The sequence below is a fragment of the Pleomorphomonas sp. PLEO genome, from assembly GCF_041320595.1.
In the GTDB taxonomy this organism is placed as follows: domain Bacteria; phylum Pseudomonadota; class Alphaproteobacteria; order Rhizobiales; family Pleomorphomonadaceae; genus Pleomorphomonas.
This window is the reverse complement of sequence record NZ_CP166625.1, coordinates 3,590,251-3,606,512: the sequence shown is the minus strand read 5'-3', so window position 1 is coordinate 3,606,512 and position 16,262 is coordinate 3,590,251. Positions and strand designations below refer to the sequence as shown.

Annotated in this window: 15 protein-coding genes and 1 pseudogene; 7 read left to right on the top strand and 9 right to left on the bottom strand. The window is 60.8% G+C overall.

The window, feature by feature from the left end; translation table 11 throughout:
- Positions 1 to 75: 75 nt before the first annotated feature.
- Both AB6N07_RS16790 and AB6N07_RS16785 read left to right on the top strand, forming a co-directional pair.
- A complete protein-coding gene (locus AB6N07_RS16790) occupies positions 76 to 1,245 on the top strand; it encodes a hypothetical protein (protein ID WP_370674213.1) in 1,170 nt (389 codons plus the stop codon).
- A 137-nt stretch (positions 1,246 to 1,382) separates the two neighbouring features.
- Positions 1,383 to 3,560, top strand: a complete 2,178-nt coding sequence (locus AB6N07_RS16785; protein ID WP_370674212.1) for a hypothetical protein — start codon at positions 1,383 to 1,385, stop codon at positions 3,558 to 3,560.
- A 92-nt stretch (positions 3,561 to 3,652) separates the two neighbouring features.
- On the opposite strand, the gene aspS is transcribed toward AB6N07_RS16785, so the two are convergent.
- Positions 3,653 to 5,434, bottom strand: coding sequence for an aspartate--tRNA ligase (aspS, locus tag AB6N07_RS16780; protein WP_370674211.1), 1,782 nt, complete (start codon positions 5,432 to 5,434; stop codon positions 3,653 to 3,655).
- 348 nt (positions 5,435 to 5,782) lie between these two features.
- Between aspS and AB6N07_RS16775 the strand changes: the two genes are divergently transcribed.
- On the top strand, positions 5,783 to 7,012 hold the full coding sequence (locus AB6N07_RS16775) for a DUF3419 family protein (protein WP_370674210.1): 1,230 nt from the start codon (positions 5,783 to 5,785) through the stop codon (positions 7,010 to 7,012).
- Positions 7,013 to 7,059: 47 nt separating this feature from the next.
- On the top strand, positions 7,060 to 7,671 hold the full coding sequence (locus AB6N07_RS16770; protein ID WP_370678265.1) for a class I SAM-dependent methyltransferase: 612 nt from the start codon (positions 7,060 to 7,062) through the stop codon (positions 7,669 to 7,671).
- A gap of 36 nt (positions 7,672 to 7,707) precedes the next feature.
- Here the strand turns inward: AB6N07_RS16770 and AB6N07_RS16765 are convergent.
- From AB6N07_RS16765 to AB6N07_RS16755, 3 genes and pseudogenes are all read right to left on the bottom strand, one after another.
- Positions 7,708 to 8,052 (bottom strand): annotated as a pseudogene (locus tag AB6N07_RS16765) (VOC family protein); the annotation flags it as partial.
- A 49-nt stretch (positions 8,053 to 8,101) separates the two neighbouring features.
- Positions 8,102 to 8,494 (bottom strand): VOC family protein, encoded by a 393-nt coding sequence (locus AB6N07_RS16760; RefSeq protein WP_370674209.1) that lies wholly within the window; start codon positions 8,492 to 8,494, stop codon positions 8,102 to 8,104.
- 80 nt (positions 8,495 to 8,574) lie between these two features.
- Positions 8,575 to 9,606 carry a histone deacetylase family protein gene (locus tag AB6N07_RS16755; protein WP_370674208.1) on the bottom strand — a complete coding sequence of 344 codons (1,032 nt, stop codon included), beginning with the start codon at positions 9,604 to 9,606 and terminating at the stop codon, positions 8,575 to 8,577.
- A 143-nt stretch (positions 9,607 to 9,749) separates the two neighbouring features.
- Here AB6N07_RS16755 and AB6N07_RS16750 point away from each other — a divergent pair, with 143 nt between their 5' ends.
- The 3 genes from AB6N07_RS16750 to AB6N07_RS16740 all read left to right on the top strand — a co-directional run bounded on the left by AB6N07_RS16750 (position 9,750) and on the right by AB6N07_RS16740 (position 12,762).
- Complete coding sequence (locus AB6N07_RS16750) at positions 9,750 to 11,636, top strand: ABC-F family ATP-binding cassette domain-containing protein (protein WP_370674207.1); 1,887 nt, start codon at positions 9,750 to 9,752, stop codon at positions 11,634 to 11,636.
- A gap of 74 nt (positions 11,637 to 11,710) precedes the next feature.
- Positions 11,711 to 12,400 (top strand): DUF599 domain-containing protein, encoded by a 690-nt coding sequence (locus AB6N07_RS16745; RefSeq protein WP_370674206.1) that lies wholly within the window; start codon positions 11,711 to 11,713, stop codon positions 12,398 to 12,400.
- On the top strand, positions 12,397 to 12,762 hold the full coding sequence (locus tag AB6N07_RS16740; RefSeq protein ID WP_370674205.1) for a DUF3253 domain-containing protein: 366 nt from the start codon (positions 12,397 to 12,399) through the stop codon (positions 12,760 to 12,762). The genes AB6N07_RS16745 and AB6N07_RS16740 overlap by 4 nt, the downstream gene beginning before the upstream one ends.
- A 9-nt stretch (positions 12,763 to 12,771) precedes the next feature.
- Here the strand turns inward: AB6N07_RS16740 and AB6N07_RS16735 are convergent, their stop codons facing one another.
- From AB6N07_RS16735 to AB6N07_RS16715, 5 genes are all read right to left on the bottom strand, one after another.
- The gene (locus AB6N07_RS16735) at positions 12,772 to 13,572 is read right to left on the bottom strand and encodes a YdcF family protein (protein WP_370674204.1); all 801 of its coding nucleotides are present in this window, start codon (positions 13,570 to 13,572) and stop codon (positions 12,772 to 12,774) included.
- A gap of 38 nt (positions 13,573 to 13,610) precedes the next feature.
- Positions 13,611 to 13,997, bottom strand: coding sequence for a hypothetical protein (locus tag AB6N07_RS16730; RefSeq protein ID WP_370674203.1), 387 nt, complete (start codon positions 13,995 to 13,997; stop codon positions 13,611 to 13,613).
- 126 nt (positions 13,998 to 14,123) lie between these two features.
- Complete coding sequence (locus tag AB6N07_RS16725; RefSeq protein ID WP_370674202.1) at positions 14,124 to 14,747, bottom strand: ATP-dependent Clp protease proteolytic subunit; 624 nt, start codon at positions 14,745 to 14,747, stop codon at positions 14,124 to 14,126.
- A gap of 133 nt (positions 14,748 to 14,880) precedes the next feature.
- Positions 14,881 to 15,375: a lysozyme inhibitor LprI family protein gene (locus tag AB6N07_RS16720; RefSeq protein WP_370674201.1), complete on the bottom strand. Its 495-nt coding sequence runs from the start codon at positions 15,373 to 15,375 to the stop codon at positions 14,881 to 14,883.
- A gap of 113 nt (positions 15,376 to 15,488) precedes the next feature.
- Positions 15,489 to 16,040, bottom strand: a complete 552-nt coding sequence (locus AB6N07_RS16715; RefSeq protein ID WP_370674200.1) for a GH25 family lysozyme — start codon at positions 16,038 to 16,040, stop codon at positions 15,489 to 15,491.
- Between the last annotated feature and the right edge of the window lie 222 nt (positions 16,041 to 16,262).

Genomic DNA, 16,262 nt, shown 5'->3' with positions numbered 1-16,262 from the left:
ATTTGGCCACAATGCCAGTCTCGAAAGGCGTGGGGTTATCTCTGTTTGCCGATAAAGACTTATTGGGAGTTTGAAATGACGATTTCCAGTCGTTGGTCTCTTACCGTGGCTGTCGTGGCGTTGACCGCGGGCCTCGCCGGACCAGCCTTCTCGGCGGCGACGCCAGAACAGGTAACGGCGGCGCTGACCAAGCTGTTGGCCACGGACAAGGGAGCGACCTTCACGCTGGGAACGCCAACCCAGTCGAGTGAGGGGGTCGTCTACAATAACGTCTCGATCAAATCTGGAGACGGTGGCGAGACGAAAATCGACGTGCTGACCGTCGCCAATCCTTCTGTCGAGGGCGACACGCTGAGCGCTGACTCGATCGTTGCGGAAAATATTACCGGCAGCAATAAGGGCGATAACCTTTCCGTTTCGTCCCTCGAGCTGACAGCTCCTGTATTTACCGGCAAGGAAACGGGCAATCGCGTCGATGCCGTATCCGCCGAGGGTATTTCGCTCAGTCAGCCGGGCAAGGCTCCAGTCGTCGTCGACAGCGCGGACTTCGATCTTTCCGACTATGCCAACGACGTGCCGCATGCCATCGACGTGTCGGTGGAAGGTATCGCAATCGACCCGGCGGCGGTGGATGAGAGCGGTCAGTTTGCTGCTCAGCTAAAGACCATGGGCTATGACAAACTGACGCTAGGCTTTTACGGTTCCGGCTCACTTGATGAGGCGACCGGCGACCTTATGGTCAACGAAATCACGATTGCCGGCACCGATCTTGGCACCGTGACGCTGACGGGCACTTTCGGCGGGCTTACTGCCGATGTTGTCAAGGGACTGAAGCAGCCTAACCCGCCACAGGACGCGTTTGGCAAGATCACCTTGAAGCAGGCCTCGGTCTATTATGGCGACGCCTCGTTGGCCGGTCGTATCATCGCCCAACAGGCCAAGCAGATGGGCCAGGAGCCGGCTGCCTTTGTTGGCCAGATTACCGGTGCCCTGCCGCTGCTCCTGTCAGTGATCGGTAACCAGCCGTTTCAGGACAAACTGGCCCAGGGCGTGACGACGTTCCTTAAAGATCCCAAGAACCTGACCATCACTGCCAAGCCATCGACGCCGATTGCGCTTATGGAGCTTTTCTCGACTTCGCAGGCCGCTCCGCAGACCCTTCCGGACCTCCTCAAGGCTGACGTTATTGCCAACCAACCGGAAACGGAAGGCGGCGAGGCGGGCGAAGGCACTGACACGAACTGACTAGGAATCCGGCCCGTCAGCGGGCCGGCTCATTCGATAGTGGTCAAACGTCGGCAGTGGCGAGTTGCCCGAAACGTCAGCAAATAGGAGGGGCCGGTTCGCCGGCCTCGAAAACTGTACATCCGGGAGGATCGTCCATGAGGACCAGCGCTTCGCTTGGCGTAGTTGCCGCGTTTGCTGCACTTGCTTGCCCCTCGCTTGCCCAGGCGGAAACGCCGCGGGAGACCCTGGTCCGAGAATGGCTCGCCTCGGCTGCGTTCGGACTGCCGGTCACCATCGGTACCAGCAGTTTCGATCCAGCGACACAAACAGTAACGCTGGATGACGTCACTTTCGGCGACATCGACGACAATCTCATCGCCGTCCATTTCGACGAATTGTCGGTCGAAGATGCGCGGACTGCACCGGGCGGCGCCTTCGCCGCCCACGCCATTCGCGGCTCCAGCTACAGTGTTGACATCCGTCTGGACGTTGGCAAATGGTTCCCTGGTCTGGCCGCGCTGGAAGCCGGCGCCAACAAAGAACTCGACAAGGTACCTTTACCTTCGACGAAGCAAAAGCCGGTCAACAAGGCCCAAGAGAGCCGTGGTGACACCCACACCGACGGAGATGCTTCGCCGCCCTCCGAGAAATCCAAGGCCGACGCAGAGACCACGCGGCCGCCGGTGGTCGACTACGCCCTGTCGGCGGAAACCCTGCTCGTCGAACGCTTGGTGTTTCCGCCGCCGCCGAAGGCTCTGCCGGCAGACCGTCCGCTCTACGAGAAGATTTTCAGCTATGCGACGTGGACGACAGGTATTCGGGCCGACTGGGCGGAGATGAACAACGTCCAGATAGAAACCAGCGGCATGACCGAGGGTGACTCCATCACCACCTATTCGCTGGCTTACCTGTCCGGCCTGCACGAAGGACGTGTCGAGAGGGCGGGCATCAACTCGGCGGAGCAAAAGCCCAAGGACGAGACGTCGCCGCTGAAGTCGATGACAATCGACAGTACCTACGTCATCGGCATGGATTTCGGCGCGGCGCTGGAAACTCTCGACCCATCCAAGTATGTGGGCGGCGCAGGCGACGGCAAGGTGCGCACCATCTATTCGCAGTATGGCGTCAACAACGTTGTGCTCGCCTTCGATGGGGCAACTGCCAGCATCGGCAACATCGAAGCCAACAACGTATTCATGCGTCAGACCGGCCAACCTTTGGTGAAGCTGGTGGCGGAGGCGCTTGATGATCCCAAGCGCATAGAGGCCGATCCCCTCTCATTCGTTTCCACCATCCTGCCCAACTACACCCAGCTCATGGGTGTGGATTTCGTCCAGGCCAATAAGCTGGAGGTCAAGGCAGGAGACAGTTTGGATCTTGCCATCAACCGCTTCGATGGTAACGGGCTTGATGGCAATGGCATCGGTGCCTTTACGCTGCGCGACATCACGGCCGATTCCAAGGCGGCATCGTCAAAATTCAGCCTGTCCTTGCTGACCCTGCAGGATATTCGTTTCGGCTCTCTCGCCTCCCTTATGGAACTCGGCATGAACGCCTCCGAAGGCAAGCAACCCTCCGGCAAGGCGATGCATGACGCCATTGTCAACGGCGGCACGTCATTCGGATTTGTCGAGCTCAGCGCGCTGTCGATCGAATCGCCACTCGGGTCGGTGGGGCTCGATTCGCTCGCCCTCACCAGTGGCAGTTATCTGGGCACCCTGCCCCAGCGAGGCGACTTCACGTTCACCTCGCTGTCGCTGCCGGTGTCGCTGCTGTCCGATGAGACGCTGGTCTCCGAACTCACAGCAATGGGATATGACACTCTCGATTTGTCCGGTGGCATGACGCTGACCTATGATGCCGAAAAGGGCGATCTCTGGCTCGAGGACCTCACCCTGAAGGCAACCAACATGGGCCTTATTTCCGCTGACTTACATCTCGGCGGCCTGCCACTGTCGCTGGTCGAAAAGCCAGATGAAATGGAAGCGCGCATGAACGAGGCGACGCTGGTTTCCGCTTCGCTCACCTATGGTAATAGCGGCATCGTCGAGAAAGCCTTCGAGGCGCAGGCGAAAAAGCTTGATCAGGATGGCGAGAAATTCCGCCAGAACACCGCTGGCGCTCTGCCGCTGATGTTGAATTTCCTTGACGATCCAAAACTGCAAGCGAAGTTCGAGGGACCGATCACCGATTTCATCAAGGATCCGAAGTCGATAACCCTGACGATCGCGCCGGAAAAGCCGGTTCCCTTTGCCGAGCTCGAGAAGGTCAATACCGATAAACCGAACGACCTCATCCGGGTCCTGAACGTCGACGTAACAGCCAATCAGTGAAGCCTGTCGTGCCAGAGCACACGACGATACCCAAATAGAAAAGGCCGGGGAGGCGCCCTCCCCGGCCTTTGTCTTTTATGGCGACCTGCCGATCAGTTCGGCACGTTCAGCTTCAGATGCAATTCGCGGAGCTGCTTGAGCGAGGCTTCCGATGGCGCCCCCATCAGCGGATCCTCGGCACGCTGGTTCATCGGAAACAGCGTAATCTCGCGAAGGTTCTGCGCGCCGCACAGTAGCATCACGACGCGATCGACACCGGCCGCCATGCCACCATGTGGCGGCGCGCCATACTGGAAGGCGCGGTACATGCCGCCGAAACGTTCCTCGACCTCGGCCTTGGACGTGCCGACCAATTCGAAAGCCTTGACCATAGTCTCCGGCGACTGGTTGCGGATCGAGCCGGAGGCCATCTCGTAGCCGTTGCAGACCATGTCGTACTGGAAAGCCTTGATGGTCAGTGGATCCTGCCCGTTAAGCGCTTCAAGGCCACCCTGTGGCATAGAGAACGGGTTGTGGGCAAAGTCGAGTTTCTTGTCTTCGTCGCTCCACTCGTAGAAGGGGAAGTCGACGATCCAGCAGAGCTCGAAACGCTCGGTATCGACGAGGTTCAGGTCGAAGCCGACGCGGTTACGCGCTTCGCCGGCAAACTTGTAGAACTTCGCCGGATCACCGGCCACAAAGAACACCGCATCGCCTTCTGCGAGGCCCAACTGAACCCGGATCGCCTCGGTACGCTCAGGTCCGATGTTCTTGGCAAGCGGACCAGCCCCTTCCACCGCACCATTCTCGGAGCGCCAGAAGATATAACCGAGGCCGGGTTGTCCCTGGCCCTGCGCCCAGGAGTTCATGCGGTCACAGAAAGCACGGCTACCGCCCGTCTTGGCCGGGATAGCCCAGACCTCCGTCTTCGGGTCGGCCTCGATCATGCGAGCGAACACCTTGAAGCCGGAACCGGCAAAATGCTCGGTCACAGCCTGCATCTCGATCGGGTTGCGAAGATCGGGCTTGTCCGAGCCATAGAGACGGACGGCATCATCATACTTGATGCGCCGGAACTGCTGGGTGACCGGCTTTCCTTCGGCAAACTCCTCGAAGACGCCACGGATGACTGGCTCCATGGTGTTGAAGACGTCGTCCTGCGTCACGAAGCTCATCTCGAGATCGAGCTGGTAAAATTCGCCCGGCAGGCGGTCGGCGCGCGGATCCTCGTCGCGGAAGCAGGGTGCGATCTGGAAATAGCGATCGAAGCCGGCCACCATCAGCAGCTGCTTGTACTGCTGCGGCGCCTGCGGAAGGGCGTAGAATTTACCGGCGTGGATACGGCTCGGCACCAGGAAGTCGCGCGCGCCTTCCGGCGACGAGGCCGTCAGGATCGGCGTCGAATATTCGGTGAATCCGGCATCTTCCATGCGGCGGCGCATGGAGCGGATGACCTTCGTCCGCTTGACGATGTTGCCATGCAGCGTTTCGCGGCGAAGGTCGAGGAAGCGATACTTGAGGCGCACGTCCTCCGGATAGTCCGGCTCGCCGAACACCGGTAGCGGCAAGTCCTTGGCCTGAGCCAGCACGGAGATCTCGTTGGCGAACACCTCGATCTCGCCGGTAGGAAGGTTCGCGTTGATCGTCTCGGGCGTGCGGGCGCGAACGAGGCAGTCGACACGGATCACCCACTCGGCGCGCAAGGTCTCGGCCAACTTGAACGAGCCGCTGTCGGGATCAACCACGACCTGCGTCATGCCGTAATGGTCGCGAAGGTCGATGAACAGCAGGCCGCCATGATCGCGCACGCGATGCACCCAGCCGGACAGCCGCACATTCTGCCCAACGTCGCTAGCTCGAAGTTGGCCGCAGGTGTGGGAGCGATAGGCGTGCATGATGATCGTCCTGTCTCGTTTAATCCGTCGGGAACGGCTCCGGAATCTCGCCTTGGGGCGGCCGGATCTGTGGCCGCGACAAGCGCACGGCGGGGCGGATTTGTCAAGAATTCAGACGGTGGATTACGCGCTTCACCGGCTGACCGACACCTCCGTTGCGGTCCGGAATAAGATCAACATCCACGGAAGAATTTTCCATTGCCGGCGTTTTTAAAGCCTGTTGCTTCCGACTTTGCCGGCTTCGTCGGAATAGTGTCATCCGATTGTGGGAGAAGCCTTCGCTCAGACGGCAGGCCGCAAGGCGACTCGCAGGACCATTCCCACCTGCCGGCCGATGGGGACGCTTCCATGAGCAAGCAGAAGACCAAGGACCTCCTGGCAAACGCGGTGCACGCTAACAAGCTGACCAGCCGGCAGGGCATTCTCGAGCGCCTGTTTACCCTTGCCTTCTCCGGCTTGGTTTACCCGCAGATATGGGAAGACCCAGCCGTCGATATGGCCGCTTTGGAACTCAATCCTGACAAGCGCATCATTACGATCGCCTCGGGCGGCTGCAACGTCATGAATTACCTGACCGCATCCCCCGCCGAGATTATCGCGGTCGATCTCAACCCGGCTCACATCGCACTGCTCAAGCTGAAGCTGACCGCTGCTTGTCACCTGCCTAATCATGAGAGCTTTTTCCGCTTCTTCGGTCATGCCGACGAACGCGAGAATACTGCCCGCTACGACCGCTTCTTACGCGACCATCTGCCGGAAGATGCCCGCGCCTATTGGGAAAAGCGAGGCCTGACCGGCCGTCGGCAGATCGCCATCTTCACCCGCAACATTTACCGCTACGGTCTGCTCGGCCGCTTTATCGGCATGATGCATCTGCTCGCTCGTGCCTATGGCAAGAACCCGCGCCTCATGCTGACCGCTCGGGGGCTCGACGACCAGCGACGTCTGTTCGAGGAGAACCTGGCGCCGGTCTTTGATTCACGGCTTGTCCGCTGGCTATGCCGCATGCCGGTATCGCTTTACGGTCTTGGCATCCCGCCAGCCCAGTTCGCCTACCTCTCCGCCGACGCCGGCGGCGATCTGGCCGGCCTGCTGCGGCAGCGCCTTTCCCGCCTTGCCTGCGATTTTCCCCTCGAAGACAACTATTTTGCCTGGCAGGCCTTCGGCCGCGGCTACGACCGCGAAAGCCGCCGGGCAGTTCCGCCCTACCTCGGCCGCGACGCCTATGACGCCATCCGCGCCAATGCCGACCGCGTCGTCGCCGTGCAGGCGTCGATGACCGACCGGCTGGCCGAGATGCCCGCCGGCAGCCTCGACGGTTATGTGTTGCTGGATGCGCAGGACTGGATGACGCCTGTCCAGATGATCGCTCTGTGGACCGAAATCACCCGGACGGCCCGCCCCGAGGCCCGCGTCATCTTCCGCACCGCTGGCTTTGACAGCCCGCTTGAGGCTGTGCTGCCTACTGAAATTCGATCGCGCTGGTCCTATGACCCGTCAACGGTGGCGGGTTATATCGCCCGCGATCGCTCGTCGATCTATGGTGGCTTCCATCTCTACGTGAGGGCGTCGGCGTGAGCGTCCCGGCCTCGGCCCCTCGGTCGTCAGATGGCCAGAAGGCGGCCATGGACCGCATGTACCGGCTAACCCGGCATATCTACGACGCGACGCGCAAACCGTACCTGCTTGGCCGCGATCGCATGATCGAGGATCTCAACGTTCCACCCAATGGTACCGTGCTGGAGATGGGCTGTGGCACCGGTCGCAACCTCATCGCGGCCGGCCGGCGTTATCCAGGTGCCCGTCTGTTTGGTTTCGACATTTCGGCCGAAATGCTGAAGACGGCACGCAGCAACGTAGAACGCTCAGGCCTCAGCGTTTGTCTCTCTGAAGGCGACGCATGCGTCTTTGACCCCCATGCGGTTTTCGGAACTGCACGTTTCGACCGTGTTTATTTCTCCTACACGCTGTCGATGATCCCCGATTGGACGACGGCGCTGGCGCATGGTCTCTCCTTGGTCAAGGATGGAGGGCGCCTGTCAGTCGTCGATTTCGGCTTCTGCGAGGGGCTGGGAATCCCGGCCCGGGCTCTTCTCCACGGTTGGCTTTCTCTCTTCCACGTTACGCCGCGCGCCAGCCTGGAAACGGAAATGGCTCGCCTCGCGAAGGCGAGTGGTCGGACTCTTACCTTCGAACGGCCGGCGCGCGGTTATGCGCAACTCGGCACTCTTCGCTGATCTGTGTTCCGCGCGACACACCGCTTCGATGTTGTGGCCGTCGGGATCGATGATATAGGCGGCAAAATAGTTGGGTGCGTAAGGACGAAGTCCCGGCCCACCATTGTCCGTACCGCCCGCCGCCAACCCCGCCGCGTGGAAGGCCACTACCGCCTCCCGCGTCGCGGCGGAAAAGCCAATGTGGATATGCCCCTTGCGGCTCGCGTTCGATAGCCAAAAGCCGGCGTGACCATCGTAGCCGTAGCCGGCATTCGAAGCGCTGGTTGCATCCGAGGCGATGCGCGTAATCAGCCTTACGATGCCGAGCGGTGCCAGCAATGCGTCATAGAAGGCGACGGAACGGTGGATATCCGTCACTGGACAGTCGATATGATCAAACATGATGGTTAGGGGACGAGCGGCGGCGGATATGCCGTCGCTCGCCATCCTTTCATTCCGGCTTGTGGCAGACTGCTTCGATGTTGTTGCCATCGGGATCCAACACAAAGGCCGCATAGTAGTTCGGGTGGTAGTGCGGCCGAACCCCCGGCCCGCCATTATCGCGGCCACCGGCTGCCATCGCCTCGGCGTAAAAGGCATCGACAGTGGCGCGATCCTTGGCCACGAAGGCGACGTGGAAGTGCATGATCTCACCGGCCGGTCTGCCGGTCGACACCCAGAAGTCCGGTTTGCCGTCGCTTCCGTAACCGGCAAAGGCGTCGCCGCCGGTTTCCTCTGCCGAGACGGACATCACCACCGAGACGCCGAGAGGCGCCAGTGCCTTGTCGTAAAAGGCCTTCGACTTGTCGTAGTCGACGGCCGGAAAACCCATGTGATCAAGCATTTTTGTCTCTCCTTTTGATGGAGAGACATTAGCCGATTGCTCTGCCAGCCCATGTCAGGAGTATATGCTGACGCAACCTGTCAGACGCCTTCGAAGCCCGCGAGTACGCCGACAGCGTTGTGACCGATGTCCTCGACGGCGTAACCGCCTTCCTGCACGAACAGAGTCGGACGCCCGAGGCGGGCGATACGGGCGCCGATCTTGGGATAGTCCTCGCGCTTCAGTTTGAATTTTGAAATCGGATCGCCTTCGAAGGTGTCGAGGCCGAGCGATACCACCACGACATCCGGTCCGAAGGCTTCGATTGCGCGGCAGGCTTCATCGAGTGCGTCGCTCCAGGTGTCCCAGGCAGTCCCGAACGGCATTGGCAAGTTGACTGCGAAGCCCTCGCCCTGCCCTTCGCCCTTTTCGTCGGCACGACCGGAGAAGAACGGATAGGCAAAGCGCGTGTCGGCGTGCAGATCCACCGTTTGCACGTCTCGGCGCCGGTAGAAGATTTCCTGCGTGCCGTTGCCATGGTGATAATCGACGTCAAGGATGGAAACGCGGCGGGCGCCATGATCCAGGAACCACTGGGCGGCCACGGCGGCATTGTTGATGAAACAATAGCCGCCCATGGTGGACGATCCCGCGTGATGGCCCGGCGGACGGCACAGCGCATAGGCAGCCCTCTCGCCGCCATCGATCAGTTTGGCACCGCCGACCGCCGACCAGACCGCCGACTGTACGGCCTCCCAAGTGCCTTCGACGAAGGAGCCGCCGCCGTCGAAGGAGTAGTATCCCATCAGGCCGTTGACGTGTTCGGGCCTGATATCGCGCTGACCGCGCGCCGGCCAGACATAGGGCATGGTCGGGCCGGTTCGCCCCTCGGCGAGCCACAGCGTCCAGAAGTCGGCCATGAACTGGAGATAACCGGCGTCGTGCACCTTGGCCGCCGACGTCAAGGCATCGACGGGCGCCGCCTCGATGACCTCGCCAAGGCCGACCGTCGCAATCCGCTTCAGAATAAAGTCAACGCGAACCGGCAGCTCGAAAGCCGGCGTGATGACTCCGGCATTGAGTTCCTGGTTATCAGCATGCAGGCGGTGTCGAGAGGAGTAGACGGTTTTCATAAGCGATTCCGGTCAAGCGACGATCAAGAAACCCGACGCTACACCGGTCGTTTGTGTCGGCAAGGGCGAAAAGACGACACGGAGGCGGAAATTCGCGCCGGCCGTCTTGCCTTTCGCGGCCGTTCGGGCGAAATCGCCCGACCATGCTGATCATCTCCGATCTCACCTACCGTATCGTCGGCCGCACCCTCATCGAGGGCGCCTCCGTCACCATCCACGATGGCGCCAAGGTTGGCCTTGTCGGTCGCAACGGCACCGGCAAGACGACGCTGTTCAACATCGTTGCCGGCGAGCTTGCAGCCGAGAGCGGCTCGATCGACCTCAAGCGCGGCTCTCGCATCGGCCGCGTTGCCCAGGAGGCACCGGGCTCCGACACCTCGCTGATCGACTTCGTGCTGGCCGCCGATACCGAGCGAACCGCGCTGATGACCGAGGCGGAGACGGCCACCGATCCGCACCGCATCGCTGAAATCCAGGTCCGTCTCGCTGACATAGAGGCACACTCGGCCGAGGCCCGGGCCGCCACCATTCTGTCCGGTCTCGGCTTCGATGCCACCGATCAACGGCGGCCCTGCGCCGACTTTTCCGGTGGCTGGCGGATGCGAGTCGCGCTTGCCGCCGTGTTGTTCACCGAGCCGGACCTGTTGCTGCTCGACGAACCGACCAACTACCTCGACCTCGAGGGCACGCTCTGGCTCACCAACTATGTCCAGCGCTATCCCTATACGGTGGTGCTGATCAGCCATGACCGCGACCTTCTCGACACCGCCGTCGATCATATCTGTCACTTATCCGACGGAAAGCTGACGCTGTGGAAAGGCGGATACACCTCATTTGCCCGCCAGCGGCAGGAGAAAATGCTGCTGCAGGAAAAGGCGCGCGAAAAGATCGAGGCGCGGCGCAAGCACTTGCAAGCCTTCGTCGATCGCTTCCGCTACAAGGCCAGCAAGGCAACACAGGCGCAGTCGCGCATCAAGATGCTGGAGAGGCTCGACATTGTCGACGCCGTGGTGGAGGACAATGTCCGGCAGATCAGCTTCCCAAATCCCAAGGCCAAGCTGGCGCCGCCCATCGTCACCTACGACAAGGTCGATCTCGGTTACGACCCGGAAAAACCGGTATTGAAGCGGTTGACGTTACGCATTGACGACGACGACCGCATTGCCCTTCTGGGCAAGAACGGCAATGGCAAATCGACTTTCGCCAAGGCCCTGGCCGACCGCCTGACGCCCTTCTCCGGCAATATCATCAAGGCTGGTAAACTGGAGATCGCCTTCTTCGCCCAGCATCAGCTCGATGAACTCCATCCTGATGAGACGGCCGTCGCGCACGTTCGCCGCCTGATGCCGGACGCGCCCGATGCCCGCGTGCGCTCACGTGTTGCCCAGATGGGTCTCGACACCAATAAGATGGACACGCCGGCCCGTGAACTCTCGGGTGGTGAAAAAGCCCGCCTGCTTCTGGGTCTCGCAACCTTCCATGGACCCAATCTCCTGATCCTCGACGAGCCGACCAACCATCTCGACATCGATAGCCGCGAGAGTTTGATTCAGGCGCTCAACGACTTCGAGGGGGCGGTTATTTTGGTTAGCCACGACCGACATCTGGTCGACGCGACCATGGATCGTCTCTGGCTGGTGGACAAAGGTACCATTACGCCCTTCGATGGCGATATGGACGACTACAAACGCTTCATCCTGTCCGGCGACGCCGACCGGACATCGACGAAGCCTGACGAACAAAAAGTCACCAACGCCGATCGTCGTCGCCTCGCCGCTGAACGGCGCGTCCAGCTCGCCCCGCTCAGGAAACGCATCCAGGGCATCGAAGCGGACATGGACAAGCTGCGAAAGCTGATCGCCCGTATTGACGCGGCGCTTGCCGATCCCGCCCTGTTCACAAGCGATCCCGCCAAAGGCGCAAGGCTCTCCAAGGAAAGGGCCGACGCCCTTCGTGGCCTGGATACACTTGAGGAAGAGTGGCTGACGCTCTCGGCCGAATATGAAGAGGCCGAGGTGACGGAAGGCTGATTGTCACCCGGCCGCTTTTACCCTGTTTTACGAGTCTATATCGTCGACTTGATCTGCTTCTCCGGACAACCGCCATGACGACCGCCTTCACGCCTTTCGACATCGCTGCCTTCGTCTGGTTCCTCGCCATGTGGTTCGGACAGGCTTGGCTTACCGAAAACAGCCCCTGGTCCAAGCATTCGCTCACCCATTTCATCAATATCGGTCGGCACGGCTGGGTAAGGCAGGCCGCAACGCGGGATCTCCGCATGGTTGATACGGCCATCGTGGCCGGCCTGCAGAATGGCACCGCCTTCTTCGCGTCAACTTCGCTTCTCGCCATCGGCGGTGGCTTCACGCTGCTGAACTCGGTCGATCACGCTGTCGGCCTCGTTTCGGCGCTCTCAGAACTCACGGCCACTAATCCCGTTGCCTTCGAGTACAAGGTGATGGGCCTGCTTGGCATCTATGCCTATGCCTTCTTCAAGTTCGGCTGGGCCTATCGCATGTTCAACTTCGGCTCCATCCTGCTTGGCGCGTTGCCGCCGCCGTCCGAGGCGGACACCACGGAAATGGACAAGGCGGTGGCACGAGCGTCGTCGATTATCGTGGTGGCCGGAACCAACTTCAATCGCGGCCTTCGCGCCTTCTTCATGTCGATCGGCTATCTCGGCTGCTTCCTCGGACCGCTGCCGTTTATCCTTAGCTCGACCTTCATCGCGGTGGTGCTCGCGCGCCGCCAGTTTACCTCCAACGCCGTCAAGGCCATGAGGAGATACGAGTGACCGACGTCGATCCGCGCCGCGTCAAGGCCGGCCAAATCCGTGACGTCCTGCTGCAAATGGCCGCCGAGTCGCCTGCCGGCAAGTCCATCAGCCCGGACGCCGTCGCTCGCGCCATCGCCGGCAAGGACGAGAAGGTTTGGCGCCGCCTGATGAAGCCGATCAAGGACGAGGCGGCGCGCCTCGCCAAGGATGGCAAGGTGATCATGATCAGGAAGGGCAAACCTGTCGATCCCGACCGCGTGCGCGGCCTTTACCGCATCCGCCTGCGGGCTGAAGGAGAGCCGATGCCGGTGTACGAGGCTCCGAAGCCGGAAGATGATCTGCTGGACGACGATTTTATATTGGACGACGACGAGGACTGAAGCGGCGTCTCATGGCCGTGGCAGCAACGCGTCCGTGTACCCGGCAAAGCGATAGGCTACGAGGCCGATCCATTCGCGGACGGCCATATCGGTCATGGTCAGTCCTTCGGCGGCTGTTCTGCCACCGAACCAGTCCGTGGTGGCACCGTTTCGATAGTCGACCGGCCACGCCACCACGCCGTTCCAACCTGCGGCGCGGAACGTACCGATGGCGCGCGGCATGTGGAAGGCAGAGGTCACCAGCAGCCATTGTTCCTGCGGTGCCGGCTCAGCGGCGGAAAAGCTGAAGACGGCGTTCTCGTGTGTATTGCGAGAGTGGTCCTCGATGGAAATTCGGGCCGCCGGTACGCCAAACTCGATCAGAAGATCCCTGGCAACGGCCGATTCGGCGACATCGTTATTGGCAAATACGCCGTTTGAGCCGCCCGATAGCAAAATCCGGGCATTGGGATAGCGCCGGGCAAGCTCAGCGGCAACGACCAGCCGTTCGGCCCCATCAATGAGCTCGGCCGAATGGAGTTCGGTCGACAGACTGCTGTCAACCACACCGCCCAGTACCAGAATGCCGGCCGGATTCAGGCGATCGGGGTCGTCCGGCACCGAAAAGCGCTGTTCGAGCGGTCTCAGCAGGATCGTTGGAACACCAGTCCAAGAGCAAATGACAAGAATGCCGAGCGCAATGCCAATCAGCTCAGCGCCCCGCCGCCGCCAACCAAACACTCGTAATCCCACACCGAACAACAACGCCAGAAGAAGCGCGTTGGATGGGCGTAGGAACAGGAAGCCGAGCTTGGAGAGCACATAGAACACCTTGTCGGCCCTCCTTCTCCAAGGCGAATCCGGTCCCGCTACTGAGGAGTCAGAACCTTGCCGGGCACATTGCCGACAACGCCATTGTAGGAGATTTCACACCACCGCGCATCGAGCAGCGCAAGCTGAGTCTTCCGACTGCCGAACTGCCAGGAACCAAAAGGAATTTCGTCACGGCACCAGCGTAGCACAATGCCCTTGGCATCGCCCGAAAGCGTGCTCTTTTTCGCCGCCTTCTCGCTCATATCTGTGTAAAGCGGGGTCGGCTTACCGTCGCGAAGCGCGTAAGTCATGTCATAGGGGCTGGCTGACTGAGCCAGTGCCATCCCGGACGAAAGGCTGAAGCCAATCGAAAGGGCAATCATTCTAAAGCCAATCAATCTCGTCCTCCCCGCCGACAGGCGGCGCCATAGCTTCCCCAGCATGGACATGATCCGAGGAACGCGAGGAGGTCAATCCGTTGATCGGCTTAGCGCCCTTTCCTGAACGTCAACGACGCAGGCGCCACAAGCTAAACGATGGGCGGCCCATCCGAGCCGCCCATGCTGGTTTCAGATGTCCGTGGCAGTCCGCACGACCCGGCCGACAAGACCATAGGCGATGCCTTCCTCGGCGCTCATCCAGTAGTCGCGATCGGTATCCTTCTCGATGCGTTCGACAGGCTGCCCGGTGGCATCGGCGAAGATCCGATTGAGACGATCGCGCATCTTGATGATCTCGCGCGCCTGGATCTCGATGTCAGTGGCCATACCGCCGGTACCACCGGACGGCTGATGAAGAAGGAACCGGGTGTTGGGCGTGCAGAAGCGACGCTCCTTGGGCACCGACACGTAGATCAGTGCACCAGCACTCGCCACCCAGCCCGTACCTATGATGTTCACCGGGGCTGCCACGAAGCCGATCATGTCATGGATCATATCGCCGGATTCAACGTGGCCGCCAGGCGACGACACGATGACGGTGATCGGATCGGTCGCATTCGCCTCCGCCAGTGCCAGCAGACGTGACGTCACGTCTTTGGCCATTTCCTGGGTCACCTGGCCGGTGATCAGAACCGTGCGCGACTTGAAGAGATACTTATCGACCTGCGGTGCTTGGGTCGCATCCTTGGCCTTTTCGTCCTTCTCCTCTTCCTCGTCGTCGAGGCGGACGTATTCCTGATCCTTGGAAATCATGTGGACCTTCTCGTGGGTGGCGGCCGCGACAAAGGGGTCGGGCCTCGTGACTCGCAAATCCTGATGGACCCATTCGTATCTCATCAGGGGAGCAGACGGCAACCCAACCGGATGGACAGGGTGAACGGCTCACTCACTGCTCGAGATAAGCACGCAGAGCGACAAGTGACAGATCCCGCGCGCCAGTTTCTCTCAGCATGCAGCCCGCCACCGCGCCGCCAAAGCCGGTTCCGCCCAACCAGAACCCGCTCTCTACGTCGCAGGTGGTATCGCGCACAGTCAGCCAGGCCTTCTGGCCGGCTTTGAGTTTGTCCTTTGCCTCGCTCTCAAGCCCCGCGAGCAGCGCCCGATAGTCGGCATTGAGACGCTCGTCCCAAATCGTGGACTCGCGTTCGAGGCAGGCGGCCATCATCACTGTGTTGTCGTTGCCTGGCTCGGCAAGGCAAGGATCGGATACGGCACCGACGCAACGGAGCGCACTCGCTCCCTCCTCTCCCGCCTTGTCGATACAGGCGGTGATCACGTCGCGGTCGGCATCGGTCGGTTTGGCCGGGTTGTTTTCCTCAGCGCGGAGAGGACGGGCGAAAAACGCGGCTGCAATTAAACAAAGAATGACAATCCGCCGCATTTGCATCTCCCTGGAGCAACGCACGTTCTGACGAACGCAAAAGCGTAGCTCCCTTTCTTTGTTATCAAACCGCTTTTGCGGAAAACCGATTCCCCGCTTTCAGCACGGTGCTTCTAACTTTCTGGGCGGAGCCGACCTTGCAGGAAAGCTTGCCATTCGCGGATCGAACCGTTGAAGACGTTGCGATCGACCCGTCCGCGGATACCAGCGACCCGTCCGGCTTCGGTGTGCTGCCAGAAATTCCAACGCAAGCTGGGATCGCGGACCACCGGATGCCCCTTGTAGGAGGCTATCCAAACAAAATAGCCAGGGAAAGCCCCTCTTAGGCGATCGTTGTAGAAGCTGATCGACGTGTAGATGATCGGACGCTTGCCGTAGTAGCGCTCGATAGCGTCGAGCCAGATTCGCACTTCCGAAATGATCACTTCGCGCGGCGGATGGCCGGGACAGTTCTTGGAATCGACCCACTCGATGTCGAGTACCGGCGGCAATGCATAAGGATCGTAAGGCACGTGCTGCAGGAACCAGCTCACCTGTTCCATCGCCGGACGGCAAAAATACCAAAAATGATAGGCGCCGCGCGGCAAGCCCGCCATGGCCGCGCCATACCAGTTGGCGTCGAACTTGGGGTCGTACCAGTCCCCCCCTCGGTGGCCTTCAGCCAAGCAAAGGCGGTGTTGTCGGCCACCACGGAGCGCCAGTTGATATCGTCCTGGTAATAAGAGACGTCGATGCCCTTCACCGGATAATCGTCAGGACCCGGCGGACCGAAATCAAATAACGCGCACGCCGACAGGCCGAAGGCGAGTGAGCCGAGGGCGATCGGATTTACGAGACGAGCGGCAAGGCTGGCCCAGCGACTGGCCCCGGCGGGCGGCTTGCCGCCG